This window comes from Fulvivirga sp. AWR4_260 (genome assembly GCF_056158185.1).
In genome coordinates this window covers 3793127-3819399 of record NZ_JBSWSU010000015.1, presented here as the reverse complement: position 1 = coordinate 3819399, position 26273 = coordinate 3793127, and the positions used below count along the sequence as shown (strand labels likewise).

The 26273-nt window shown below is 37.7% G+C and carries 21 protein-coding genes; 3 read left to right on the top strand and 18 right to left on the bottom strand.

Annotation, left to right across the window (positions count from 1 at the left end; translation table 11 throughout):
* Positions 1-59 precede the first annotated feature (59 nt).
* Positions 60-857 carry an SDR family oxidoreductase gene (locus ACXACQ_RS21925; RefSeq protein ID WP_474978147.1) on the top strand — a complete coding sequence of 266 codons (798 nt, stop codon included), beginning with the start codon at positions 60-62 and terminating at the stop codon, positions 855-857.
* A gap of 1762 nt (positions 858-2619) precedes the next feature.
* Here the strand turns inward: ACXACQ_RS21925 and ACXACQ_RS21920 are convergent.
* The 7 genes from ACXACQ_RS21920 to ACXACQ_RS21890 form a co-directional block, all read right to left on the bottom strand.
* Entirely contained in the window at positions 2620-3228 is a 609-nt protein-coding gene (locus tag ACXACQ_RS21920; RefSeq protein WP_474978146.1) for a hypothetical protein, read from the bottom strand.
* Between the two features lie 144 nt (positions 3229-3372).
* A complete protein-coding gene (locus ACXACQ_RS21915; protein ID WP_474978145.1) occupies positions 3373-3828 on the bottom strand; it encodes a hypothetical protein in 456 nt (151 codons plus the stop codon).
* Between the two features lie 303 nt (positions 3829-4131).
* Positions 4132-4980: an alpha/beta fold hydrolase gene (locus tag ACXACQ_RS21910; RefSeq protein ID WP_474978144.1), complete on the bottom strand. Its 849-nt coding sequence runs from the start codon at positions 4978-4980 to the stop codon at positions 4132-4134.
* Between the two features lie 371 nt (positions 4981-5351).
* Positions 5352-6032, bottom strand: a complete 681-nt coding sequence (locus ACXACQ_RS21905) for a GNAT family N-acetyltransferase (RefSeq protein WP_474978143.1) — start codon at positions 6030-6032, stop codon at positions 5352-5354.
* A 156-nt stretch (positions 6033-6188) separates the two neighbouring features.
* Entirely contained in the window at positions 6189-6596 is a 408-nt protein-coding gene (locus ACXACQ_RS21900) for a VOC family protein (protein ID WP_474978142.1), read from the bottom strand.
* Between the two features lie 123 nt (positions 6597-6719).
* Positions 6720-7217 (bottom strand): hypothetical protein, encoded by a 498-nt coding sequence (locus tag ACXACQ_RS21895; RefSeq protein ID WP_474978141.1) that lies wholly within the window; start codon positions 7215-7217, stop codon positions 6720-6722.
* A gap of 461 nt (positions 7218-7678) precedes the next feature.
* Entirely contained in the window at positions 7679-8269 is a 591-nt protein-coding gene (locus ACXACQ_RS21890) for a hypothetical protein (RefSeq protein ID WP_474978140.1), read from the bottom strand.
* 117 nt (positions 8270-8386) lie between these two features.
* Between ACXACQ_RS21890 and ACXACQ_RS21885 the strand changes: the two genes are divergently transcribed.
* A complete protein-coding gene (locus ACXACQ_RS21885; protein ID WP_474978139.1) occupies positions 8387-9439 on the top strand; it encodes a phosphatase domain-containing protein in 1053 nt (350 codons plus the stop codon).
* Positions 9440-9457: 18 nt separating this feature from the next.
* Here the strand turns inward: ACXACQ_RS21885 and ACXACQ_RS21880 are convergent, their stop codons facing one another.
* From ACXACQ_RS21880 to ACXACQ_RS21845, 8 genes are all read right to left on the bottom strand, one after another.
* A complete protein-coding gene (locus ACXACQ_RS21880) occupies positions 9458-10222 on the bottom strand; it encodes a phosphatase PAP2 family protein (protein WP_474978138.1) in 765 nt (254 codons plus the stop codon).
* Between the two features lie 85 nt (positions 10223-10307).
* Positions 10308-11165, bottom strand: a complete 858-nt coding sequence (locus tag ACXACQ_RS21875) for an AraC family transcriptional regulator (protein WP_474978137.1) — start codon at positions 11163-11165, stop codon at positions 10308-10310.
* 132 nt (positions 11166-11297) lie between these two features.
* Positions 11298-13397, bottom strand: a complete 2100-nt coding sequence (locus ACXACQ_RS21870; RefSeq protein WP_474978136.1) for a family 43 glycosylhydrolase — start codon at positions 13395-13397, stop codon at positions 11298-11300.
* A 374-nt stretch (positions 13398-13771) separates the two neighbouring features.
* Positions 13772-14695, bottom strand: coding sequence for a sulfotransferase domain-containing protein (locus ACXACQ_RS21865; RefSeq protein ID WP_474978135.1), 924 nt, complete (start codon positions 14693-14695; stop codon positions 13772-13774).
* Positions 14696-14871: 176 nt separating this feature from the next.
* The gene (locus ACXACQ_RS21860; RefSeq protein WP_474978134.1) at positions 14872-16026 is read right to left on the bottom strand and encodes a glutamate-5-semialdehyde dehydrogenase; all 1155 of its coding nucleotides are present in this window, start codon (positions 16024-16026) and stop codon (positions 14872-14874) included.
* A gap of 113 nt (positions 16027-16139) precedes the next feature.
* Positions 16140-16934, bottom strand: a complete 795-nt coding sequence (gene proB / locus ACXACQ_RS21855) for a glutamate 5-kinase (RefSeq protein WP_474978133.1) — start codon at positions 16932-16934, stop codon at positions 16140-16142.
* 5 nt (positions 16935-16939) lie between these two features.
* Complete coding sequence (proC, locus tag ACXACQ_RS21850; RefSeq protein ID WP_474978132.1) at positions 16940-17740, bottom strand: pyrroline-5-carboxylate reductase; 801 nt, start codon at positions 17738-17740, stop codon at positions 16940-16942.
* Positions 17741-18088: 348 nt separating this feature from the next.
* Positions 18089-18847, bottom strand: a complete 759-nt coding sequence (locus ACXACQ_RS21845; RefSeq protein WP_474978131.1) for an SOS response-associated peptidase — start codon at positions 18845-18847, stop codon at positions 18089-18091.
* Between the two features lie 228 nt (positions 18848-19075).
* Here ACXACQ_RS21845 and ACXACQ_RS21840 point away from each other — a divergent pair, with 228 nt between their 5' ends.
* Positions 19076-20620, top strand: coding sequence for a tyrosinase family protein (locus ACXACQ_RS21840; protein WP_474978130.1), 1545 nt, complete (start codon positions 19076-19078; stop codon positions 20618-20620).
* A 104-nt stretch (positions 20621-20724) separates the two neighbouring features.
* On the opposite strand, the gene ACXACQ_RS21835 is transcribed toward ACXACQ_RS21840, so the two are convergent.
* From ACXACQ_RS21835 to ACXACQ_RS21825, 3 genes are all read right to left on the bottom strand, one after another.
* Positions 20725-21348: a hypothetical protein gene (locus ACXACQ_RS21835; RefSeq protein WP_474978129.1), complete on the bottom strand. Its 624-nt coding sequence runs from the start codon at positions 21346-21348 to the stop codon at positions 20725-20727.
* Positions 21349-21479: 131 nt separating this feature from the next.
* A complete protein-coding gene (locus tag ACXACQ_RS21830; RefSeq protein ID WP_474978128.1) occupies positions 21480-24434 on the bottom strand; it encodes a BspA family leucine-rich repeat surface protein in 2955 nt (984 codons plus the stop codon).
* Between the two features lie 310 nt (positions 24435-24744).
* Positions 24745-26250 carry a serine hydrolase domain-containing protein gene (locus ACXACQ_RS21825; RefSeq protein WP_474978127.1) on the bottom strand — a complete coding sequence of 502 codons (1506 nt, stop codon included), beginning with the start codon at positions 26248-26250 and terminating at the stop codon, positions 24745-24747.
* Positions 26251-26273 lie beyond the last annotated feature (23 nt).

Below are 26273 nucleotides of genomic sequence, written 5' to 3'. Positions count from 1 at the left end.
AGTCATAATGCCTCGCTATTTCTTAGGGTACTTTGCGAGTATAACTAAAGGCGAATATTATGAATAAGAATTGGTTAATTACTGGTGCTTCAAGCGGCATAGGACTCGAAATGGTTCAATCCATATTGGCTAAAGGTGACCATGTTTTTGCAACGTTGAGAAAGTTGGATGCGCTTCAGAGGTTAAAAGATCAATATCCTGAACAATTGACCATATCGCATCTAGAGCTTACTGATAATGATGAAATTATAGAGGTAATAGCAAAGGCATTCGGTCATTTTGGGGGCGTTGATGTAGTGGTCAGCAATGCTGGTTATGGTGTTTTTGGAGCTGTGGAGGAGTTGTCTGACAATGAAATAACCCGGCAGCTAGATGTGAATTTATTGGGTTCCATAAGACTAGTGAAAGCTGTGGTGCCTTACTTAAGAAAACAGCAAAGCGGGCATATTATTCAGGTATCATCAGAGGGAGGGCAGAATACTTATCCGGGCTTTGGATTATATCATGCCTCAAAATGGGGCGTAGAGGGTTTTATAGAAAGTATGGCGAAAGACCTGGCTGACTTTAATATTAAATTTACAATAGCTCAGCCCGGACCTACAGGAACTAACTTTGCAGCCAGCTTAGTAATGGCTGATGCTTTGGAAGTATATGCGCAATCACCTGTAAATGATGTGAGGAAATATATTAGTGATGGTTTTGGTGAGCTTGATGATGTTGCAGATGTAGCTAATGCCATTATAGAAGCGGCTTATAGTGATGCTCCTCCGTTGAGGTTAGCAATTGGTAGAGTGGCTAGTGAAAATGTGCGTAATGCGCTTAAAGAAAGGTTGGCAGTATTGGCAACTACACATTAAAAGCACAGGGGGCACCAGTGATTTATACTGGTGGCTTCAATTTTTCTAAAGTCTCATAGTGCGCTGATTGCAAATCTTTTTGGTAATCTTTAAACTCCAAAAATCCTTTTTATCCCCTAATTTCCTTTACAATCCTTACTCTATCCGAATTCGAAATTTTAATTTTTAGAGTATGTGCGTAGTCCATAAAACCACCACTTTCGTTTTTCAATATCTTAAAGTCGTCTTGGAGTACGATATTATGTTCTGATAATAAAGTTCTAGCGTCATTTTTGCTAAAAGTTCAATCACTAATCCATGGTTACATAAATAACAATATAGAAAGCCAAAGTCAGGAATAGTGATACATGTTTTCCGGTTTTAGGTCTTTTGAATGCTCTAAATATCCAGTAAGTCAGAAATATAATTTGAAAACCTAAAATCCGTAGGCTGGAGATATGTAAATATCGAGAAAGTATCTTATTTCAAAAAACTTGGCAAGTAGCCCAAAGTCCTATTCTTAGAACTACCATTACCGTATCACGACTAAGAAAGAAAGGTTATAAAAGCATGCTGGATTATTACCTCAAACTTCAACCCGAGATTCAATGAACCGCGTAGTACGAGACCCGTACGCTACGTGGTGCGTGAGGCGCACCGTGGGCTTAAAGCTCACGGCCGTCTACACGATTAGAGCAAGTTAATTATCCGTTAATAGTTCGTTGGGAATTACTGTAAACCTGAAGTATTGGAAACTCAGTCCGTCCGCAATTACAACTACACGATTTGGAGGATCTGCGGAAATCGATTTGTGTATAAAATGGAGTTCAATTTCGAGTTGTACAGTTTGGTTCAACCTTGGTAGATATTGAAGGTGATATTCGTTCAGCGGTTTTATTAAGAGTCCGTTCAAAGTCATTTCGTCTTTTTGGGAAGTTATTGACCCGAAGCTTATAGTTTGTTGATTGTTGAACTGCTTAATGTAAACTTCCGCCAGTGTGTTGAATTTTGAAATTTGATCGGTAGTTAGTTCAATTGTTGATAAGGAATCCTTGAATGGATAGTTGGTTCGTAGGTCAAAAACTGAGATGGGTTCTTGAGCAGTTGCAAGTAATGCAAGGCTAAGTAGAAAGTTAGTTAAGACGAGCTTCTGTATGTTCATGTATTTATGCGATTCGCCCAATGTGCTCTAACGCTCTTGCTATGCGGACTTGGTGGTCGACCGAAGGGCAGACCTGAACGTCCGTGAGCAAATGTAGTAAAAAGGACAGACTTGTCCGTCCGCTTGCCTAACTATGACGCATAGCTGATGTGTGAGCCCAGCATGGGCATATGGTATCTAAGATACCAAATTATTCCAGAGGGTGAAAGTCCCGTAAGCACCGGGGTCGTGCCCGGAAGCCAAGCAAGTGGCAAGGTGGCTTGGGGTGACCCATGCGCTGAAGTAAGCCAGACTGCGGTGTCTGTACTGATGAACAAGAATTGCATACAGAGGCTATGAGGTCGGATGAGGTAGCACATCTGCCGAGGTCATAGTAGTTATTGGTGACGAGCCTTGAAAAACAAGGAGGCCTCACTAAATAATGAAGGACTGAACATTGAATTGTGTCGTAATTCGATGAGGAATACAGCTCTTTGAGCCTTTATAGCCTTTTCTTATGCAGACGGAAGGAAAACCAACCTGAGATTCAATGAACCGCGTAGTACGAGACCCGTACGCTACGTGGTGTGTGAGGCGCACCGTGGGCTTACAGCTCACGGCTGTCTACACGTTTGCAGCCAGTTATTTTAAATACTTATTAATCATCTCTTTATTCGACAAGTCTATCAGTTCCGAACTATTCCAGTCCATCAAAACTAAATTCCATTTTTCTCCAATTTTGGAAAGCACTTCAACTACTTTTTCGTGATTCAGGCCGAATAGATTCGTAATCCAAATATTCTTGACTTTATCATTCTCAAAATCAAAATAAACTGCTGAATATTCTTTTCCAAATCCAATAGTATTTTCACTTTTCACTCGATATTCACTTCCGTATCCAGTTATTACTTCTGTGTGTTTTTCTGTTCCAAGTTCAGTCAATAGTTTTTCCAATTCGGTTTTATCTATTTCTCGACTTTTTAAACTGACTTTATTTTCTTCCCTAACATATATGTCCGAATATCCGTTTTCGGCAGAAAAGTCAGCTATATTATCCGCTTGTTTTAGCAAGTCAGATAAATTTTCTTTTGGTACAATCTCTATTTGACAGAAATCGTCTTCGTGATAAAATATTGTTCCTGTTGCTCTGTATTCCTTTTTTGTCAATTCCGAATGTTCAGTTTTTGTATTCGACTTTGTGAAATATATCAAAGCGAATATTGCTATTATAATTCCTATTCCAATAACCATTCGAGAATTCATTTTTATAATCATTTACGAACTCTCTTTTTTAGTACCATCTAAGGTAGACACTCCAGCAAACTAAGGCTAAGGAAGCAACGGTTTGCAAGTCAACCCGCCTGAAGCTTAGGTTTTGTTGGCGGTAGTTTTTTATTAATAATTGTTCAGGTTTATCTTTTCCTTGATCTCAAATGACCCTGTGATGTCCTTTCTGTCAAAGTTCAAAAAGCGACCACAGAAGTATCCATCAATTATTTTCCCGTTCTCTAATTCAAACATAATTGATAAAGATTTTGGTTTACAAATCAGTCCATTTACGCATTCTGCATTTTCAAGTCTAGGTTTTAGTTTCTCCCAGTTTTCATTTGCTAAATAATGAGGTCCATTTATATTCGATAACTTCACATTCTTTACTTTATTGAAGTCAATTTTCTCAGAAAGAACTTTTGTTCTAGTGCACAAAGTTGAATCTTGGATTCGCTTTTCAAGAACCTCTGAATTATTGGTTTCATCTGGAATGTTGGACGCCTGATTATTATGTCCACAACCTGTCAAACCAAGTAACAATATAAATATCCGAAGTCTTATCATTTTATAAATTACCGCCAACGCTCTGGCTATGCGCAGTGTCCCGCAGGGCGTTGCGTATAGGTGTTGTGTGTGCCCAGCATGGGCATATGGTATCTAAGATACCAAATTATTCCAGAGGGTGAAAGTCCCTTATGCGCGGGAGTCTTGTTCCGAAGCATTAGCAAGTCGCAAGGTGGTTTGTCGAGAGGTATGCACTGAAGGAAGCGAGACTGCAAATCCCGGTTCCAACGAACAGGAACTGGATACTGAGGCTACGTGGTGTGTGAGGCGCACCGTGGGCTTAAAGCTCACGGCCGTCTACACGATTGTATGCCGTTTTTTTTAATCATTTTTCAAAAATTCCATCAAAACTTCATTAAAAATTTCAGGTTGGTCCATAAGAGGTAAATGTCCTGCATTTAGAATGGGAAGAAATTTTGAATTAGGAATAATTTTATTTGCCATTTCACCATATTCAACAGGAAACAATTTATCATTTTTACCCCAAATAATAAGCGTTTCATTTTTTACTTGTTCTAATAATTCTGTTGGTATTTTAGATACAGCAGAACCTCTACCTTGTCTGAAGGCGTTTTTGCCTCCTTTTCCTTTAAGTACAGCAACAGAATAAAGACTGTGGTTTGGGTCTCTTTTTATAGGTTTATGCAGTATAAATGGAGAATTGAAACGATTTGCTTGTAATGAAGGAAAATTATTCATCCATATTGTACTTATTAAAGCCCAAAAAGAAACCTTTGCTCCCAAGCCAGCGGAGTCAACTAAAATAAGCTTCTCTACCATCTCTGGATTATCTATAGTAAATTGTAAAGCAATAGCTCCCCCTTGAGATAATCCAACTATATGAGCTTTTGATATTTTCAATTCTTTCAAGAAACTTTTTAACCACTTTGAAAAATATGGGCGGTCATAATGAGCATTGGGTTTGTCAGATTCTCCATATCCAATAATATCTGGTGCAATTACTTGAAATTTTTTAGATACAATACCAATTGATGGATACCAAGTGACCGCTCCGGCTCCGGCTCCGTGAAGAAAAATTACAGGATAACCGTTTCCTGCTGATAAATAAGCAGTTTTAATGGATTCTATAGTTATTTCTTTTTGTTCGACTATTCCTTCAATTTTATCAATTAGATTTTTCCTGTATTTTATTTTATTTGTTTTTTTCAAGATTTTATTCTAAATATTAGTTTTTTAATGGCATACAACATGCGTGTAAGGGAACATTTATGTCCCTTATACATCTATAATAAAATTAAGTTAAGTAAAAATATTATTTTATAACGCAGAGTAATCAACTTTAAATTGATTAAACCATATTTTGCTCTAAATGAGTGATTTAATTTAGCGGTATATTATACGGATATTATGTGTATAATATTCACTTCTCAGTGGTGCTGCTTGAGCCTGTAATTATTTGAGGTTATTCCACTTCCTTATACACTACATTTACATTAGGGGTGTGTGTGATGTACCGTTGCCTTTAGGCTTCATCGAAATGATTTGCTAATACTATTCGGTTACATGCCAAGCTTAAATGATTATTGGTTGATGGAGTAAAAATTCATGTGAGACCTAATATAAAAACCTAACTTTTTATAAAGTTCAATGGCATTTATATTAGTGTCTACTACATGTAAGTAAGGTGTTTTTTGCATGGCTTTGATGTCTATTATCAATTGGTTCATCAGCTGAGCTCCGTATCCTTTTCCTCTGTAGTCAGGGTCAGTACAAACTGCACTGATTTCAATATAATCTCCGGTATGAAAACGAAAGCCTGCCATGGCTACCAGCTGTTCTTTGTCAAATATTCCTATATAATTACCGAATGCTATGGTGTTTTTGAAAAAAGGACCGGGTGCTGTTTTTTCTGTTAAAGCTAGCATTTGAGGCACGTGCTGTTTATCAAGGGGTACTATAGTAGACTCCGGTTTTTTAGGTAAAGTGTCTCCTTTGTATACCATTTGGTGCCCAGGCGTGTGTTTTGAAAGTTTCCAAGGGGTAATGTCAGGTAAATCTTCAGTGGAGAATAATATAGGCCCTTGGTCAGATTCATACACTTCGCTTAGCTTTATGAAGTATTTATTTTCCATAGCAGGTATGGCCGCAAAAATGGCTACTTCATGGTCATAGTGTTTAACCTCTTCATTACCTTTTGCCAAGTTTTTATTTCCGGAGGTTAGAGCATTCCAAATTGGGTTGTCAAGAATATGTTGGGACATGAATTTTTACAGTCTAAAATATACATAGATATACGTTTATGTGTAATAATGTTGCACAAACAATCTATATAATTGGTCTTGGCGGTAAATATACCCAACTGTCGGGTGCTTGAAAAACAAAAGGTTAAGTGCCTTAGTAAAAAGGCACCTAGTAAATTAGTCTTTAGAGAATCGGTCTAATGCTTCAGCTGAAGAAGGAGTGAAAAGGTTCACTAAGTTACCATCAGGGTCTCTAAGCAAGAGAGATTTATTGCCCCAAGGCATTAATGTTGGCTTTTGCACCACGTTTAACTCTAATGATTGATTTAATCTTTCAAATTCTGCTTCTAAGTCAGGTACTATAAACTCTATAATTACTGATTTATTACTTTGTGCTTCCGCTACAGAATCTCCACCAAAAAATGCTAGTGTTTTTACACTGCCAATAGCAAGAGTGGTGCTTGCGAATTTTACTTCTGCGAAATCCTCAGTATATCTAATGGCGTTAGTTTGAGTTAATTGCTCGTAGAATTTTACCATAATGTCTACGTTTTTTGTAATCACTCTAATCGATACTAAATTCATATTTAAATGTTATTGCTTTTAATAACTCAAATATGAAAAGCGAGGGTGACAGCAGTGTGTCAGGGGGGATGAAATAATTTTGGAATAAATGTGCAGGCAAATTAGGCCTGCACATAATTAAGATTATTCTATTACCAATAAATGGTCTTTCCATTCATTAGGGATTTCATTTATTGAATAAATATTAAGTTGATTATTACTTGCGTCTGCCCTTAAGTGCGTCAAATGTTCGTGTAAGAATTCTGTTTTTAATTTATACATGGCTCCTGTGGCAGGATCAACTATGAGCATTCCGATAAGGCCTCCCAAGACTATGTTTCCGAAATACCAGCCGTCAACTTTAAAATATACAGGAACCATTTTAGGCGAGTACCCATCTTTAGTGAACTCTACTGTATATTGAGCTTTAGAAAAGAAACCGTTTCCTGCCGGGAGGTCTACGGTTGCAGGAGTATGCCCTCGATAAACTTCTTTTCCTTTTTTATTAACTACAGAAATTTGAGCTGTTGAAGGTGTGCTGTTTATCATTAAAGGATAGTGAGCTTTACTGACTATACTAGCGCAGCTTGTAGTAAGTAAAAAAGCAATAGCTAATAAAATAGGAGTAAATTTTAATTTCATAATTCAGATGATGATGTAATGTGTGTTTTTTGTTTTTAAAATTTAAAAAGGATGCTAATATATTGTTATTAAATAATTATTGCGTTAAAAAATAGTATTTATATTCAATGTTTAAATTAAGTATCTGGTAGTCAATATTTTGTTTTTATAAGATTTTAGCTAAAAAGATAGGTGCGCAGGGCGTTATTAATCAATAATGCCAGCATATCATGGGGAATGACTCAAAATGCTATGCACACTACCAGTACGGGTATTGGAAAGGAGTTAGAACTAATTTTTATAAAGCTATTGATGTTGCACGGCTACTGATTTTAACAATCACAGTGGGTAGGTACTATTTCTGATGCTGCTGCGTGAGTGGTACAAGATGTTGTGCTGCTGAAATGGACCTTCGTGCCGATGTTATAGTGATGATAATGAACTCGGAGCAGATGTGATTCCTTATTAAAATTAAAAATTATTCAAAAATCGAGTTCATGCCATTGCACTGCGATGTCGATGGGGGCGGTCAGCATTACATTGGTGCCATCAAATACTACTAATGCCCACACTGTGTCATATTTGTTTGTATCTACATATAAAGTGTCGCCATTGGTACTCACAAACTGAACATATCTTTTAAAGGTGTTAGTCGTTTTTATATTTTTTTCGCGTAGAAATTCGCGAGCTTCATAAGTATAGTAACTTTCATCGTCAGCTACGGTTATGAAGCTTTCTTCATCGTACTTTTCTAAAAGAGCAGCTATTTCAGTAGAGTCGGGCATGATGAATACAGCCTGAATAGTGTCGTTAAAAAAGATCATGGAAGTATCTGTAGGAGTATTAACGATATACTTTTTCGATTCTTCGATGATGGGAGTGCTTTCAGGAGTTTCTTCTCTTATAGTTTTTTCTATCGGTTGATTCTCACTGCTTACAACATGATTTTCTACTTCCATTTTTTTACTTTTCTCTATGGTAGTGATTTCTTTAGAGGGTTTTTCTTCAGGTTTATGCTTGGTTTTACATGTCACTAGCATCATTAAAAAGGCTATTAAATAAATGTTTTTCATGTTTATGATCCGGTTTTGTACTAGGCTTTTGGTTGATGTGTTATCTTTTTGTGCAATTAAGTTGTACAACTTAAGGATAAATCTTTTTATTTGAGTGGTTAACTAAAAAGTTTTAAAGTGAATCATCTCAAGAAAATCTTCATCAAAACAGAGGAAGGTTTAGATATATTGAAGTTTAAAATTAAGCATAAGCTCAATTTAAATAGTCCTGTATTTATATATCCATATCGTGGATTTGGAACTCCTAAATGGGTGCATTTGCATGGTAGAATACTTGAGAAAGAAGACATAATTCATGCCCCCAGTGATCACTTGCCAGATTCTACGTGGACTAACCTTAAAAAAGTATGGAAAAGGTATGAAAGTGATGAGGTACCCGGAGTTGTAGTAAGGGGCACTCTTCATAATGTTGTGGTTGAAGCTGAGAGTGATGATGAAGGGTATTTTACCTTGAAATTTGAAAATATAGACTCATCGTTACTCGTTGATGAGTGGCATCAAGTGGCGCTTGAAATTTTAAATATGCCATTTGATATAGAGTATGAGAAGAGTGCTGTAGGGGAGGTATTGATATCAACTCAAAATACTAGTTTCGGCATCATATCAGATATTGACGATACCATAATTCAAAGTGATGTTTTGAAACCATTAAAAATGGTATCTAATGTTTTGTTTAAAGATGCAAAAGATAGAGTTCCGTTTGAGGGAGTGCAAGAATTATATGCAGGGCTATCTAAAAATTTCAAAAATCCTTTACTCTTTGTTACTGGCAGTTCTTATAATTTATTTGATATGCTTACAGATTTTTGTGAGCATCATAATGTGCCTAAAGCGCCATTCATTATGCGAGATTTGGGCTTTGGACCTACACAATGGCTCAAGCAAAATTCTCTTGAATATAAAAAGGAGAGTATTGAGTTGATATTGACTGTCTTCCCTCATCTCAACTTTATATTTATAGGTGATAGTGGAGAGAAAGATCCTGAAATATACCTAGATATTCATCAGAGGTATCCTGGTCGGGTCATGGCTATTTATATTAGGCACGTACATTCTGATATGAGGAAACAAGAAATAGAAAAGGCAGTAGAAGTTTTAGACATACCTTTTCTATTGATGAACGATTCTTCAGAAGCTATTGAGCATGCAATTGGCCAAGGTTGGATGTAACCAAGTGGCAGCTTTCTGTTATAATTTCAACTGTAAATAAATGCCAAGAGTATTGTTTTGATATGTTGGGGCAATAGTAAGAGGCTTTTTTGTATTGTTCATTCTTTTGTGGCCCCACCTATAGCTGTGGGTGTAGTATGCCAAGTTAGTGGCTAATATACCTACCCCTGCACCTGCTAAAACATCAGATAAATAATGCCTGTTGTTGAGTATTCTTAAGGCACCTACAGAGGAGGCTGCTGCGTAGCCACCAATGCTATACCATATACTTTTATGTCCTAATTCTTTATGTAGAAAAGTAGCGGCAGCAAAAGCCTGTGCAGTGTGCCCGGAGGGGAACGAATTATAGCTACTGCCATCGGGTCTGAGTCGGTGCGTAATGTTTTTAGAAGGTAGTACTATGGCTGCCACCATAAGTTCTGATTTTAAAAGAATAAGAGATTTATTTAATAGATCATTTTTGCCCTGATGGCTGATCAGGTCAAATCCATATGCAGCCAAAATAGGAGCATATTGTAAGTAATCATCTACATGTACCCGAAAATTAGGTATGTTCTCATTGCGCTCTTCGGCAATTTCAGCGCTGCTGATAATACTATGACTGTGCATGGAAAGCACTCCCGCACTGATAAATATTAACGGTATTGTCAGTTGAGTCGTTAAAGGCGGTTTAATGTTATAGATGCTGTCATTTAAAACAGTACGAGGATGTTTAAATGGAGCCTGAGCACTGGTAGAGCTATAAAAAAATATACTCAATAAGGTGAAAAAATAATACTTCATAATCTTAAATTTTAGATACAAAGTATTTGTCGATTTTGTAGAAAAGTGGGAATTAAATGCTCAGGCGTAAATTATTTTCTATTTGTTATTTGGTTTGTTTTCTAAAGTTGATGGCAGATATGCCTGCAACCTTAGTGAAAAGCTTAGAAAAATAGGCGTAATCATCATACCCTAGTTCTGTGGCTATTTCTTTTACACTGATGTTGGAGTGGTAAAGGAGCCTTTTAGCTTCCAAAATGATACGTTGCTGAATATGAAACGAAACAGGCGAGCCAGTGCTTTTTCTTACGCACTCATTGAGGTATGCAGGTGATATATTCAATAACTTAGCGTAGGCTGCAGGCCTTTTGGTGTCTTTATAATGTAGCTCTAGCACTTTGTTAAACAGTCTGGTAGTAATGTCAAACCTGCTAGGCTTACTAATCATTTTACATTTGCCTGCGTACAGAGCTATTATTTCTGAAATAAAAGTATTCGCAATATTTTTGACCAATACTTTATGATTCGGGCCATTCTTACGTTCAGATATTTTTAAAGCCAGTTCAGATATATCGTAAATAACCTTAAACTCCTCTTCATTTATAGGAATAGGACTGACAGGGTGGAGTTCTTCTAAGAGCTTTAGGTTATCGTGATAAATGTTTTCTGGGCCTATAGCTATCATGTAAAAAGTGTTTTTGCCATAATCAACCAGCCTGTGAATCTGGTTGGGATGCACAAACATGACAGCCTTACCCGTGAAAGAGTGTTGTTGAAAATCTAATTCAAATGTAGCAGTGCCAGATACCTGAAGTCCAAAAATATAAAGGTTATGGCGGTGAGCTAGTTCTCCTTTTTCAATTTCCTCTATGTCGTAATCCATTTCATTAGATTTAGCAATAACAATGTCATGATCGTCTTCAGAAAGGGGGATTACTGGTATAGTGTTAGATTTTAGAGGCATAATAGATGGTAAGTCATGTAAAGTTATGAATGACAGCCCAATAAAGAGCATATTTGGACACAATATGTAATTAAAAACCCCGGCAGAGCTCAGCTCTGCTGGGGTTTTTAATATTATTGATTTATAAACTGGTTATTTTTTAATAACCAACTTTTTAGCTGTAGTGGTGGTTGCTGTTTTCACAGTTACTACATATAAACCATTAGCTAAGTGAGATAAATCTAAGCCATTAGCATTGTATACTGCAGGTTGTACTACAGTTTTACCTTGCATGTCTTTAATAGATACAGTTGCAGCTTCTTTAGCGTTTACGAAAATCGTATTTTGTCCCGGGTTAGGGTATAACGCTATTTCGTCATCAATGCTTACTTCAGTTTCAATAGCCTTTTTAGCTACAACTGCCCCTTGAGCTGCAGGAGAAATTTTAATCCAATTGATGTTAAATCCTCCTGTAGAGGCAAATATGCCTAGAGCGTAAGTTCCTGCATTAACCTGTACAGTTTGTGAGACAGTGGCCCAGTTTTGCCATCCACCGGTAGAGGGTATATTTATTGATCCTAATACAGTAGATCCTGCGTTAAGATCGGTAGAAAGTACACCACTGCTATTAGGGCTAGCTACTCTGTATTCGATGTTGTAAGCTCCGGTTTTAGGGAAGTTTACGTTGGTGTAAGCCATCCAGTCACCAGATTCGATGTAGCCAACGTTACGTCCTCCTTCTGAGCAGTCTTCTACTTGTACACCAGACATAGAGCTGAAACTTTCAGCTTCTATTAACCTAGAGTCACCTATAACAGAACCGCCATTAACAGAAGTAGCTATTTTCTTGAAAGTAGCATCCGCTCTCATATCACCAGGGTTTTCACTGAATAACTGAGATTGTTTATGGCGAATGAAGTTGCCAGGGAAGTTGAAAGATTCAAAAGAAATGCCTGAAGCATCAGACAGACCTGGTCTTGCCCACCAAGTAGCATCAGCTTTGTATAAACCATCACCGAAATTAGGGTCTAACCAAATTTCACCGTTTCTATGGCGTAAAAAATAGCCAGGGAAGTTAACGGACTCTAAAGACACAGCATTAGGATCGGCTAAACCAGGAACCATTTTAAATTGGCAATCTCCCAGAGGATTAACACCTCCATCTATTCTACCTCTAGATTCTGCGTGACGAATATACCTATCAGGGAAGTTGATAGACTGTAGTTTTACAAATTCTCCAGGGCCACCAGCGCAAGTCATTTGGATACCTCTAGGCGCAGGAATACCTACATTAGGAGTTCCATCATTATGCCAGCTGATACGCTGGATAAAAGGATGACGGTTTTCCCAGCCTGTCTCTATGATTCCATCTCCATTGGAGTCATCCATACCATGGTATAGAATCCAATCTTCTTTTCCATCAGGAGAAGTCGTGAAAGATGCATGCCCAACTCCTACAACTCCATTTTCATAAGATTTTTCGAAGATGGGTACGGGAGACTTTCTCCAGTTGTTACGATCCATTACATTGGCATTTTCATCACATGTGAACATACCCAAGCAATAGAACTCTGTCCAGCTGGCATTAGCCGAATAAGTAAGGAAGAACCTACCATTACGGTGAATGAGTTGGGGCCCTTCATTACAGTTTTGGTGACTTTTTTCCCAGTCGTACCATAGGTTTATATTAGGCTCAGAAATTTGAGTCCATCCTTGACCTAAAGAAGTGGGGCTAGTCATAGGGGCGATGGTGATGTTGGTTAAAGAACCGCCATCATTACGCATCCAGATCATGTACAAATTACCATTTTGGTTAAGTATGGTAGCGTCAATACCTCCTGCAAGGTTGGCTACATACCTAAATTGGCTCTGTGGACTATCTCCTTCTAGTACAATTACGCGCATTTCATCGCTGCCAGGTACTTTTCCTGTAGTATAGATATACCACTTGCCATTGAGGTAGTGTAACTCGGGAGCCCATGGTGGTCCATCAACTGCTGGCTCTTCCCATGATCTCCATACGCCTACTGGTTCCGCTGCTGCTATGCCTTCTAAGGTTGCTGATTTCCTTACTTCAACATGCAATCCGGTAGTAAACGTGTAATAATAAAATCCTTCGTGAAATATCACGTATGGATCTGCGTGACTGTCGGGTGACAGTGGGTGTGCGAATGTGCACTGTGCTGATACGTTTGTGAATGAGCTAATAATCATAGCCATCCACAGCACAATCGCGTAAATAGGTTTTTTCATAATAATTTTTGGTTTATAATGTTTATTTATGCATAAAAATGCGAATACAATATATTCACTAATTTCTAATCGAACAATTAATCAAACTTACTAAACCGATTTTTTTGTATTTTCTGTGTATATTTTACATTCATTTTTCTGTAAAATATTATAATATTTAGTTGGCATATTGATTAATGAGGAGGGGCAGATTGTGAGGGCTAGCTAGTGAAAGTTTGTAATATTTTTATTTAATAGATGTAAATATTACAATTATTGATGCGCAGCATAGAGTTTGCTAATTGGTATAGGAATGGAGAAGTAGGGGAGTAGCGCGGCAGACTGATGGCATGATAGTGACACTTTAGTAGCTAAAGCTGTAGTGAGAGGATGCCTTAAAGGTGGATTACCGGAGCTAAATCTCTCGTTGGTTGAAATTTACTTTCATAATATTGCTCTAGCCATTGTTGAAAGTAACTCCCATGTTCTTCGGCTAAAGTTTGTATTTGCGCGTGGTATTTACTTTTGAGAAAATCAACCACTTTTTTAGGGCAGCTGTCAGGCTTGGTGGCATGTACTTTTTTTCGCAAGCTGAGGTCAGACGGTAGTGACTGTACTTTTCCGCTAATGAAGCTCGTAATTTCATGCAGAAGCAGTTCAGGACAGTCAATAATGGCGTCATAAAAACAAATCAAAATCTGGTTTTTTGGAAATACCGCTTTATAATTTTTTATAGTAGTGATGTAATCAGATCTACGGAGTTGATCTTCTGACTCCACAAATTTCACTACATTTTCATATGAAGCCGGAGCAAAGTCAAACCCACTTTTTTTGCTAGCAAATTTGTAGTGTGACCAGGCTCTTTCTATAGGGTTGCGGAGTATGAGTACTATTTTGGCATTTGGCGCTATCTTGTACATACGCTCTATATCTTCTTTGTCCAAAATAGAGTAGCTAGGCGTGATTTCTCCTTTTATGCCTTTTAGGTTTTTAAATAGTGATAAGTACCAGTTGTCATTATATTTTGAAAACACCCAGTTGGAGAGCCATAAGGGATTGAATTTTAGTCTGTATGCGTTTTTAAGAGTTTCCTTAAAGGTGAATTTCAGCCAAATTTCATCCTTAAACCTTAATAAAGGGTGGGAGTGGTACAGGGTGTTTGGTGAAGAGTATTTTAAATCCCGGTCGAAATAGTGAAGTTCCTTGAAAGGGGGTAAAGTGTATTCGGGAAGTTTACAAAGGTTGGCATAGAGCCAACTGGTGCCCGCCTTTTGGGCTCCGATACCGATAAAGTGTATTTGGTTGTTTAAGTTATTCATGGCTAGGTAAGGAGAAGGTGGTTGTAATAATAATACTATTCTTTGTGATTTGTTAATGAAGTTTATCTAAAACATTAGCTTTTTTGTGTAATATGGAATAATGTTGAGCTCAGGTAGGCATAAAAAAAGCCCCGTTACGAGCAGCAACGGGGCTTTTAACTTTATATACAATTTACTTAATTCCTAACTTGGCCGCTACCAAAAACATAATACTTATTGGTAACTAATTGTTTTAAGCCCAATGGTCCTCTATGGTGTAGCTTGTCAGTGCTTATAGCTAATTCAGCACCTACGCCCATTTGTCCTCCATCAGTAAAGCGAGTAGAAGCATTATGATACACTGCTGCACTATCTACTCTCTCCATAAATTTTTCGGCATCACTAACATTTTCCGTAAGTATTACATTCGAATGTCCTCCAGAATATTTATTAATGAATTCGATGGTACTGTCTAGTCCATCAATTGTAGAAATTGCCGCTTTCATGGCTAAGAACTCTTCATACCAAATGTCATCATTGGTAATTTTATCTGTAGCAGAAAGTATATCGATCACCTCTTCACCAGCTACTATATGTACGCCTTTTTCAGTTAATGCAGCTTCTATTTTTAGCAGTACATCGTTGAGTTGGGGGTGATTTTTATCTACTAAAATTTTATCTAACGCATTGCAGCCAGATATTTTATTGGTTTTGGCATTTACTATTACCGGAATAACTTTCTCCATATCAGCGTCTGGGGCTACATAGGCGAAATTATTGCCTCGGCCACTTACTAATACAGCGCATTTTGCATGTTGTTTTACAAATTCTATTAGTCTTTCACCACCACGTGGCACTATAAGATCTAATGGTTGATCAGGGTTTCTCAAAAATTCCTGAGTGGTGGCCCTGTCCATTTTTAAATATTGGATCCAGTCTTTTTCCAGACCATTATCTACTAAGGCCTTATGCCAGCATTCTACTAAGGCTTCATTACTGCTGTGAGCTTCTTTACCTCCTTTGAGCAATATTTTATTATTAGCTTTGAAGGCGAGCACTGCAGCCTCTATGGTAACATCCGGACGTGATTCATAAATGATCATAATTGTTCCGAATGGAGCTGTTTTGTTGGTAATGCTCAATCCATTGTCTAATGTGCCTTTGCTGATAGTTTGGCCTACAGGATCCTCCTGTGCCAATACTTCCTTTACGGCACGAATCATATCATCTACTTTGGCATCGTTAACCACTAACCTGTCATAAAGTGCCTGGTCATCTTTGTCAAAAGCAGCTAAGTCTTTTTTGTTTGCAGTAATAATCGCTTCCCTATCACTATCTAGGTATTGGATCATAGAATTTAATACTGCGTTTTTTTTATCTGTGTTTATTAATAGCATAAATTGTCTTCTTGAATTTTGATTTATAATAATTCTATAGTGCCCAGTATTACTGGTAACAAGAAAAATTAATCTTCTTCTTGATAGATTCGGGTGCCCACATTTTTTCCGTGTGCGATGTCAACAATAACATCTTCCCGTTTACCATTTGCTATATAAGTAGGAATGTCTTTGGCAGCAGCTTTTTTGGCTACATTAATTTTCGACTTCATTCCACCACGACCTTCGCCTTCTTTTTTGCCAGATGATTTTATAAACTGCTCTACTTCTTGGTCGGTAGTTACAGTCTTAATTAAACTAGAATCTTCATCATCGGGGTGTCCGTCAAATACACCCTCTGTATCCGTTAAAAGAATTAACGTATCGGCATTGATCAACTCAGCGACCAGACTAGCCAACTCATCGTTATCAGTGAACATAGACATAGATAACGAAACGGCATCATCTTCATTAGCAATGGGTACAATACCCTGGTTTAGCAAACCTTCATAACAATTAATCATATTGTCACGGTATTTACCCGGAGCGAAATCACGCTTAGTTGCAAGCACTTGCGCGCAGCGCATTCCGTAATGATGAAACAGACTATAGTAATGTCGCATCATTCGGGGTTGACCCACTGCAGAATAAACCTGCCTGCGTGTGGTTGGGTCTTCAATACTATTGCCATCCAGTACTTCTTTTCCGGCAATTACCGATCCTGAGGAAATCAGCACGCATATGATATCTTCCTCATAGAGTCGGGCTATTTGATCTACTAACTTTCTAAGGGTGGGCACTACTATGCGATTATCCTTATTGGTCATCACATTGGTCCCTACTTTTATTACAATTCGTTTTTTATATTGTTTATCAATCTCCATATAAATTATTTGCCTAATTCTACCGCTCTATCAAATGCTGCATATGCTGCTTCTTCGATTAATTGCTTCACATTATTATCTTCCATAGAATCTAATGCTGCGCGAGTGGTACCTCCTTTAGATGCTACACGGTTCATCCATGATTGCGGAGAAAGGTCTGATTTGTTAAATAATTCTACTGCTCCTTCAAAGGTTTGGCTCACTAGTACTTTTGAGTCATGGTCAGAAAAGCCCATTTTCTTTGCTGCATCCATCATAGACTGCATAAAGTAAAATACATATGCTGGCCCACTGCCCGAAATACCTGTAGAGGCATCAATATCATTTTCTGTATCTAATCTTACCGACTTACCTGTGGTGTTTAATAAGTTTTCTACTGTAGATAACTCAAGTCTTGATACCGAATCTGATGCTGTAAATGAAGTAAGACCTTTACCTACCTGTGCAGGTAAGTTGGGCATTGCTCTTACCACCTTAGATATGCCTAAACCTTCTTGTATAGTTTGAATAGTTACACCAGCCATTAATGAAATTACCAACTGGTCTTCACTCATTTTAGCTTTAATGTCTTCAAATAATTGCTCTGAGTGAAAAGGCTTTACTGCAATAAATATAATATCAGCTATTGGCAGGCATTCTTCCAGATCAGTGAAAACATCAAATCTGCTTACTGTTTTAAGTTGTTCTGTTTTCTCTTTATCGGTATCCGAAATCATCAGGTTGTGACTCGATAAAAGCTCTGACTTTACTAGAGCTTTTGCATAAGCCAACCCCATGTTGCCGGCTCCTATTACTAATACTTTCATTTTGTAATTGTTAATGTTAATGTTTTGTCATTAATAAAATCAGTGTGTAGAGTGCAACCATTGTGCATTACTGGGCAAATTGAAAAATTAATTGGTTTTAGAGGAGTGAAAAAGGGACTTGCATCGGGGCTATCTCTCCCCAATGGGTGATTTTGACTAATATCAAAAAAAATATTTGTCGTTTGTCAAAAATGACATAAAAGGTGTCATTAAGTCACAATTTTGTAAATATGTCATAAATACACCTAAAAAAGCGGTGTACATTGAAATTTTCAATTTTTTTACATGTCGAACATATTGGCGCAATGATATTGTGCTGTCACGCACGAAAAAATGTCTGAAAAGGTGTCATATATCTGAAGGCATATCGGTGAGGTTTATGTACAATTTTGGCAGTAAAATCTTAGCCTTATTACCCATATATTCTTTGCCTCTTAACCTGTTTACAGTATAGGCTTTGAGTAGGCTGGTGTCATAGGGTTTAATCATTTCTAAAATTTCACTTTTGTCAGCATTGCTATGTACTTCTGTATGTAGCCATCGATCTTTCAGCGCGTATTCTATAATCAATGGCATTCTATGTGTTTCAGAGGCGCTGGGTTTGTTATGTATGTATGCCATTAAGGAGTTGGCCGCACAGGTGACCATACTTACTGTCTGGCGCTGCATACCATTGAAATTGCAGGTTTCATGCAAGCCTGCAATAAAAAAGGGCGCTTCATCTTTTCGCTGTATGTAAAACGGATACGATTTTTCATTATACCAATGATGTTCGAAAAAACCATCGCTCAACAATAAGCAACGTCTTTTTTTTGCAGCCTCTCTAAATGCGGGTTTGTCAAACATTTCTTCACCGCGGCAATTGATCGTTTTTTTTGAGATGCCAACGGCCGTTTTTGAATCCTTGACCCAGAATGGGATTAAGCCCCATGATAAGCTTGTTAATCCAGCAGAGGTAAGTGCAGGTATATCGGGGTGGGCGTAAGCATTAACGTGGTAGGTAGGGGCAATGTGCTGTCTTATATGCTCCATTTCGTTTTTAGTAAGCCCCATATACTCTTTGTAGCGCTTGTTTTTCTTCGTTAAATAACTGTGGTCATAGCACATGTTTACTTTTTAATCAGTCAATAAATATTACTATAGAAAATAACGAATTTTAATCAAATTGTAAACGGTTGTTGAATTAATTTAATCCTTGTTTTTTGTTATTCCCATATTAGCTGATTTGATATTGTACAAATGGTGTATTTCGTGTAAATTATATAATAGTATTTGATGGTTCTTTTGAATATTATTCAAACCATTTCATTAACAACTATTTACCTAAATATCATTATGAATTACTCATTACAACCTTACCGATTATTACTTTTTTTACTATTGCTGATTATATGGAGCTGTTCTCAAAAGGAGAAAAAAGCTACATCAACCCCAACTGAAAAAGTGGCTGACAGTGCTCAAATGACCTTTGTGCGGCCTGTAGCTCATAGTGCAGAGGGCGCAGAGCAGTTAAAAGCGATGGCTGTTGCTTTAGAAAAGATGAAGAGCCTGCCATGTGAAAACCCAATAAGTTGGTACTACCAAGGGGCTATTCACTGGGTGCCTGACACAGTAAAAAATAAGAACCCTTTATGTCCGATGTACCAATCGCGCATGGATACTTTAAAAGCATGGGATAATTGTACGCACGTTAATGGTGATGCCAATTCTGATTATCAGTTTTTAATATGGCATAGATTATACATTTGGCATTTTGAGAAAATTATAAGGTCTCTTTCTGGTAAAGCTGATTTTGCACTGCCGTATTGGAAATATGTGAGTGATAAATATAGGGTAATGCCTGATGAGTTGAGGAATGGAAAATCATCGTTATTTACATCAGGGAGGCTCGATAGCCTGAATAAAGGTGATGCTATAAGCGATGAGTTTGCAAAATATAGTTTAACTGCGGCTACTGAGGAAGCTTATGAAGCTAAAACATATATGGTTTTTAATAGCTCTATAGACAAAGCTCCACACGGGGCTATGCATGATTATATTGGAGGTGCATGGTCTCAAACTCCTATGTTTAATGAAATTTATCAGGCAGGCCCTTACACCAAAACAGACACGCTGTATGGTTGGATGTCGCACGTGCCAAGCGCTGGATTTGATCCTGTATTTTGGCTGCACCATGCCAATATTGACTATTTGTGGAATGAGTGGGAAAATGGCCCAAACGGTGAACGCCCTAGTTTTGAGCAAATGAAGAAATTTCCATGGTCTTTTACTTTTCCTGAGCCTGATGGTACTTTCACCACTTATACCATGAGCGAAGCATACGAAAGGGCTTTTAACCCGGATTATAGCTATGCTTCAGCTTCTCCGCTTATAGCAATGGACACCGAAAAGCATAAGAAATTAACAACAGGAGCCCAGTTAACTATGCCAGAAGGTAGTGAAGTCGCAAAATTAGCGGCTAAGAAATTTATTGGGAAAGGAACTTCTGTATTGGCGCTAACGGGTAAGCTAAAGTCTGCCTTTACCGATGAAACGACCAAGGGCATGTTGCAAAATTCCCAATCTGGTGATTTTATTATTGAAATTGACGTATCGTTTAAAAAAGAGCCAACCGGTGGGTTTGCTGTGTTTATTAACAATACTGATGATGCTAATGCTGAAGGTGAATTTATAGGTATGATGACATTCTTTGGAGCATCGCACCATGGAGGAATGCATAAAATGATGGGTAAAGAAGACATGAAAATGAGCCGTAAGTTTCTTTTTGACGTTACTGATGAGCTGATGAAAGCAGGAGAAACACCACACCTTATCTTTAAAAAGATTGGGGGTAATACCACAGGAGTAACTATTGAAAGTATTCAGATTAACAGGTATTAATCAGTTGAAGCAGAGGTGGTTTGCGCCTCTGCTTTATTTTTTCAAATGACTTTTGGTGTAAGCCCAGTGTACGCCTATTTTAATTATAGACAGTGATGAAGTTTTTAGAAGCGAACTTTCAAGTCAAGGTCAGATAGTATTTTTTCTTTTAGTTCACCGAGTTCTATTTCAGGGTGAGTGTTTAACGTTGAGTTAACTAGTGCTAAAATCTTCTCAATACTAGTTATGCCAAGTGATTTAGCGCGTTTAATAATGGTTATTTCATCTTCTTCATCGTCTACCCATTTTAATATGCAGTAGATGAAAAGGCCTTCCCATTTTAACCTTTCTTGGGGTATGCTTTCTTCAATGTCATAAATTAGATAAGATTGATTTGCAGTGTCATAGGCATAAATGGTGTAGAAGTCTAGATCAGATAAGAGGGGCTTTATTTGATCAACTTCGTAGTTGTCTTGTTCCTTTTTTGTCATGAGAAAGAACTCTTCAGGGCACCTGAAATCATCATTTAATTCCGAGGTTTCTGCAGTTGCGGTCTCATTAAAAAGATCTAAAATAACAGTAGGTAGTGATAATTTCTGAATTAAGGAACGGACATCTTCTGAGGCAAGTCTTTCTGTATCTCGCTCCCATATGGCTTTGTCTATAGCCATTTTTTTAACAACAGCTTCCGCTAGCAGAGGAAAATTTTGTTTGTATTGAAGGTAGTATTTTGTTTCTAATTCATCCATTATGAGCACCTTAAAAGGTAAAACTACGGTGTTCTCGATAATTAGCCTAAATAGATGAAATTCTTTTAAATAAATTAAATAATGAAGGGGGCCACAACCCCCTCCATTATTTAATTTGATGAATATAAAAGTTAATTTGTCTTTATTATTTTACTGGTTTGATAGCCTTTGGCACTTTGTATAGTAATAAAATAAGTGCCATTAGCCAAGTTACTGAAGTCTATTTTAACATCGGTACCGCTGTATGTTTCGCCTACAGATCTTCCGTGCATGTCTTTAATGTAAATATTGGCATCTTCTTTATTGTTTACATTAAGTATGGAGCTAACCGGATTAGGGTAGGGGAGAATACTGCCCGTTAGTGTATTTTCGCTTACGTTATCAGCTGCTAGGCGATTAGTAGGGTTTGGTAATTTAATTACCTGACATCCTGTGCCTAAGTCGTTTATTGTCCATCCGAAATCATTCACTAGTTTATTGTGTGCATCTATAGCATTGCAGTAGCTCGATGACACACTTAATGTAACATCAGGTCTCACTTCAAGTTGCGCCCATCCCATTAAAGTAGCATCATAATTTTCTGTAGAGAGAGAGGCGTTGTCGAGCATGTTATTCATGTCATAAGTATTGCTTATGTCCCAGTTGGCCAAACTTTGATTAAAGTTAGATGCTTCTAAAAACATACTAGACATATCATTTACTTGGCTTACGTTCCATTGGCTTACATCTTGGTTAAATGCCACTGCATGGTAAAACATGAATTTTGTGCTAGTGACATTGCTCAAATCCCAATTAGAAAGGTCTTGGTTAAAGCTGATTGCATCATAAAACATGCCTTCGGTAGTGGTAACATTACTCATGTCCCACTCACTAATGTCCTGATTAAACTTCAATGTAGAGCGAAACATTAATTTCATGTCGGTAACCTGAGATACATCCCAAGAGGATATGTCTTGGTTAAAATTGTAAGCTAAGAAAAACATATGATCCATCGTTTTTACATTGCTTACGTCCCAATTGCCGATAGGCTGATTGAAATTGAAGTTCTTATGAAACATATAGCTCATGTCATTTACATTGCTTACGTCCCAACCGCCAATGGGCTGGTTAAACTTATTGGCATTGTCAAACATGTGTGTCATATTATTTGCAGTACTGACATCCCAGCCAGTAATATCGCCATTGAAGTCTCGAGCAAATCGGAACATATAACTTAAGTCTTCGGCACTATATAACGACCAGTTATTGAGAGGCTGATTGAAGTTATCAGCGTGATAAAACATGTTTTTCATGTTTGTTACCTTGCTTACATCCCAGCTATTGAGTGGTTGGTTAAAGAGGCTAGCCCCGTAGAATAGCCCTTTCATGCTGGTAACATGGCTTACATCCCAATGGTCTAGAGGCTGATTAAGATTGCGATTGAAATAAAACATGTAATCCATATTGGTTACTTCGCTTAAATCAGGAGCATCGGTTGCGTTAATAGTGAGGTTGTAGCATTCGTAAAAGGCATTTTCCATGCTGGTCCATTTTATCGCTCCCCACTGATCTATTGATAAAAGCTTTTCATTATCTCCACTATCTTGTATGTAAAGGCGCGGGAAATCTCCACTGATAGCAATGGAGTATGTGCCTGGTGTATTGTAGTTGTGCTGTATGTTTCCTGTAACGTGAGTGTCAAAGGATCCGTCACCCCAGTTGATAAGGTAGTCGTATCCGCTGCCTTTAGTGGTGATAAATATCTCTTTGTTGCCAGATCTGCCGCTATTATTAGTTTTCCATGTAGTAATGAACTCTTCACTGCAGTTAGACCCTTTGTCGATGATGTCCCAGTTGAAATTATGCTTTAGTTTATTGCGTGCAGATGAACTCTGACAATAATAAAGCGAGGCGTCAAGCTCTACGCCTTGTTGAACCTCCTGCTGAGACCAGCTTATTAGTGCATTATCATAATTAAAAGGAGAAAGTGCTGTGCCCATTAGCATATTTTTCATACTGCTGACATTGCTTACATCCCATGAGCTGATGTCTTGGTCAAAGCTTTCCGCACCATAGAGCATACCGGCCATATCGGTGACTTTGCTGGTGTTCCATTTGCTTAGATCTTGATCGAATTTTAATGCCGAGCGGAACATTAGTTTTGTAGTGGTAACGTTGGAGATGTCCCAGCCCGATATGTCTTGGTTAAAATGATAAGCAAGGAAAAACATATGATCCATTGATACTACCTTAGAAACATCCCAACTGCTAAGATCCTGATTGAAATTGAAGTTTTTATGGAACAGGTAGCTCATGTCAGTTACATGGCTTACATCCCATTTATTTAAAGGTTGATTGTACTCGTTGGCGTTGTCAAACATATGGGAAATGTCTTTGGCTGAGCTAATATCCCAGTTATTAATGTTTTGATCGAAATTTCTGGCAAATCGAAACATATAACTAAAATCTTCTACATTACCTACCTGCCATTGGTTTAGTGGCTGATTGAAGTTATCAGCATGGTAAAACATATTTTTCATGATTTTTACCTGGCTTACATCCCAGTTGTTAATAGGCTGGTTGAAGCTACTGGCTCCGAAGAATGTCCCTTTCATGCTAGTAACATGACTTACATCCCAGTGAGTCAAAGGCTGGTTAAGGCTGCGGTTGTAGTAAAACATGTAGTCAAGATTGGAAACTTGTCTTAGGTCAGGTGTATCGGGTGCGTCTATAGTGAGGTTGTAGCACTTATAGAAAGCACTTTCCATACTTTTCCATTCAATGTCTCCCCACTGTTTTATGCTAATAATTTTTTCATTGTTAATAGTATCCTTGAAGTATATTCTCGGAAAATTTCCTAAAATGGCAATGGTATATTCTCCAGGAGTCGAGTAAGTGTGCGTAATGCTACCGGTTACACCTTCATTTTTATAGCCATCACCCCAGTAAATTGAGTAGAAGTATCCTTCCCCTATGGTGGGGATCGTAATCTGATTGTCGCTATTTTTTCCAGGATTGTTAGTTTTCCATGTAGAAACAAATGGACTTTGTGCGTAGAGCGCGTAGTTAAGGCACAATACGGTCAGTAGAGTAAATAATGTTTTCATTTTAATTAAAGTCAACTATTCTATTTTGATGTGTAGGTTGTTAGGATTCAATGCGCAGTGGCATTGCACAAGGACATGAGGCCTAAGAATAAGGCAGACAACAGTTTTGGAGGGATGATTTTTGTTACATAGGCGTTAGTTTAGAGTGTTTGTGTAGTCAATTTATGTAAAAAAAATCAATAATTAATGAAATTAGTGATATTTTGTATTGTAAATTTAATATTATTAAAATTTTGAGTTGCTGCTTGAAAGAGTGGAAAGAATAGTGCTAATTTTTTCTTAATAGTGGCAGGTGTGTTTTGTGCTTAGGTTATTCTGAAGGGTTTAATTTGCGTTGTAGATTTGAAGTGTATGTAATGTCTTTGTTCTGGAGGGTAACTTTGGCAGAGTCTGGGGCAACAGATTTAAATGTAATTAGATTGGGATAGTCTAGGAGCTTGAACTGTCCACTTTTCAGGTAAATAAGTTCACTGCTGTTTTTTCCCATGAAACTGGTGAAGAAAGGTGATTCTACAAAAAGCTTATGGTTTTTCTCATAAATTTTGGTGTCAGAATCTAGGCCATATAGGAAATCTTTGTAGATGCCGGGTAATGATGATATCAATGAGTCAGGAATAGTGGAAGTATTACTGTCTGCTGTTTTTATATCCCAATTTAATATAGAAAGAAGTTTATGGGTGGTATAATCTATTACCGGAAACCTGTTGCTTTTTTCACCGTTAGCCAGCATGATAAATCCTCTGCCGTCTGTTGTAGTCGCATAAATATCTCCGCCTACGCCAGTGTTAGATCCATTGGATGAAAACCACTGATAGTTACTAAAACCAAATGATTTTTGCCAGCCGTACCCCCAGCCTCCTACAGCATTTTTTAAAATGGAGGTTTTAGTCATTTCTTTAGCTATTTGGTGAGATATGATGGTATTGTGCTTATTTCTTAGTGCATTCTGAAATTCAATACAAAGTTTGGCAAGATCGAGCGGGGTAGACCACATACCAGATGCCGCTACTTGTGGGCAAATCGGCAAGCCTGTTTTTATAACCTTGGCACTGTCGTTATGCACTAATGCAACATTGGAAGGAAAATTAACTTCATGAGGCTGTAGCATAGTGGTATTATGCATTTCCAGCGGTTTAAATATGTACTCTTCAGCTAAGGCGGCTAGCGTTTTTCCTAAATGATCTTCTAGCGCCATTTGAATAATGACATAACCACCTCCGCTATAAGACCAGTCAGTGCCAGGGGTAAATAGAAATTCTATTTCTTTGCCATATCGGGGTAGCTTTCCCTCTAAACTTTCTACAATAGTAGGTATAGTGTCTCCTTTATAATAATCAGTAAAGCCATGTTGCGAAGTGCCAGCGGTATGATTAAGAAATTGCTTCCATGTTGGCGAGTTGTTTTCTATCAATTTAGAGGGAGGCAGGTGCCATCTTTTGAGGTAATTGTCAACAGGATCATCTAGGTCTATAAGTTTTTGTTCATCTAATAAAAAGCATAGTAAGGCGGTTACAGGCTTGGACATAGAGGCTGTTGAAAATGCGGTGTCATCATTGAGGGGAGCTTGGTTTTCTGTTGACTTAACGCCCCATTGATGTGAGTATACTATTTTGTAATCATCGAATACTGCAAGGCTAAAGCCCGGCAAGTTGTTTTTCTTCATTTGTAGTTCAAGCATCAGGTTGGTAGTCAGAAAAGAGTAATCTTTATGTGGAGCAGTTTTGTTTAGGGTGAGATTGCAACCTGAAGTACCAAGTAATAATAAGATAGAGAGAAGGGGTAGTTTAAATAGCGACTTTTGAAAATACTTGAACATTGAGCTGGCGTAAGGTTGGTAAA

What these genes read in the sequence shown, in the direction of transcription:
- ACXACQ_RS21925 (WP_474978147.1), top strand. Translation starts at nt 60, where the DNA reads ATGAATAAGAATTGGTTAATTACTGGTGCTTCAAGCGGCATAGGACTC.
- ACXACQ_RS21920 (WP_474978146.1), bottom strand. Translation starts at nt 3,228, where the DNA reads ATGGTTATTGGAATAGGAATTATAATAGCAATATTCGCTTTGATATAT.
- ACXACQ_RS21905 (WP_474978143.1), bottom strand. Translation starts at nt 6,032, where the DNA reads ATGTCCCAACATATTCTTGACAACCCAATTTGGAATGCTCTAACCTCC.
- ACXACQ_RS21900 (WP_474978142.1), bottom strand. Translation starts at nt 6,596, where the DNA reads ATGAATTTAGTATCGATTAGAGTGATTACAAAAAACGTAGACATTATG.
- ACXACQ_RS21895 (WP_474978141.1), bottom strand. Translation starts at nt 7,217, where the DNA reads ATGAAATTAAAATTTACTCCTATTTTATTAGCTATTGCTTTTTTACTT.
- ACXACQ_RS21890 (WP_474978140.1), bottom strand. Translation starts at nt 8,269, where the DNA reads ATGAAAAACATTTATTTAATAGCCTTTTTAATGATGCTAGTGACATGT.
- ACXACQ_RS21880 (WP_474978138.1), bottom strand. Translation starts at nt 10,222, where the DNA reads ATGAAGTATTATTTTTTCACCTTATTGAGTATATTTTTTTATAGCTCT.
- ACXACQ_RS21875 (WP_474978137.1), bottom strand. Translation starts at nt 11,165, where the DNA reads ATGCCTCTAAAATCTAACACTATACCAGTAATCCCCCTTTCTGAAGAC.
- ACXACQ_RS21870 (WP_474978136.1), bottom strand. Translation starts at nt 13,397, where the DNA reads ATGAAAAAACCTATTTACGCGATTGTGCTGTGGATGGCTATGATTATT.
- ACXACQ_RS21865 (WP_474978135.1), bottom strand. Translation starts at nt 14,695, where the DNA reads ATGAATAACTTAAACAACCAAATACACTTTATCGGTATCGGAGCCCAA.
- ACXACQ_RS21860 (WP_474978134.1), bottom strand. Translation starts at nt 16,026, where the DNA reads ATGATCCAATACCTAGATAGTGATAGGGAAGCGATTATTACTGCAAAC.
- proB (WP_474978133.1), bottom strand. Translation starts at nt 16,934, where the DNA reads ATGGAGATTGATAAACAATATAAAAAACGAATTGTAATAAAAGTAGGG.
- proC (WP_474978132.1), bottom strand. Translation starts at nt 17,740, where the DNA reads ATGAAAGTATTAGTAATAGGAGCCGGCAACATGGGGTTGGCTTATGCA.
- ACXACQ_RS21845 (WP_474978131.1), bottom strand. Translation starts at nt 18,847, where the DNA reads ATGTGCTATGACCACAGTTATTTAACGAAGAAAAACAAGCGCTACAAA.
- ACXACQ_RS21840 (WP_474978130.1), top strand. Translation starts at nt 19,076, where the DNA reads ATGAATTACTCATTACAACCTTACCGATTATTACTTTTTTTACTATTG.
- ACXACQ_RS21835 (WP_474978129.1), bottom strand. Translation starts at nt 21,348, where the DNA reads ATGGATGAATTAGAAACAAAATACTACCTTCAATACAAACAAAATTTT.
- ACXACQ_RS21830 (WP_474978128.1), bottom strand. Translation starts at nt 24,434, where the DNA reads ATGAAAACATTATTTACTCTACTGACCGTATTGTGCCTTAACTACGCG.
- ACXACQ_RS21825 (WP_474978127.1), bottom strand. Translation starts at nt 26,250, where the DNA reads ATGTTCAAGTATTTTCAAAAGTCGCTATTTAAACTACCCCTTCTCTCT.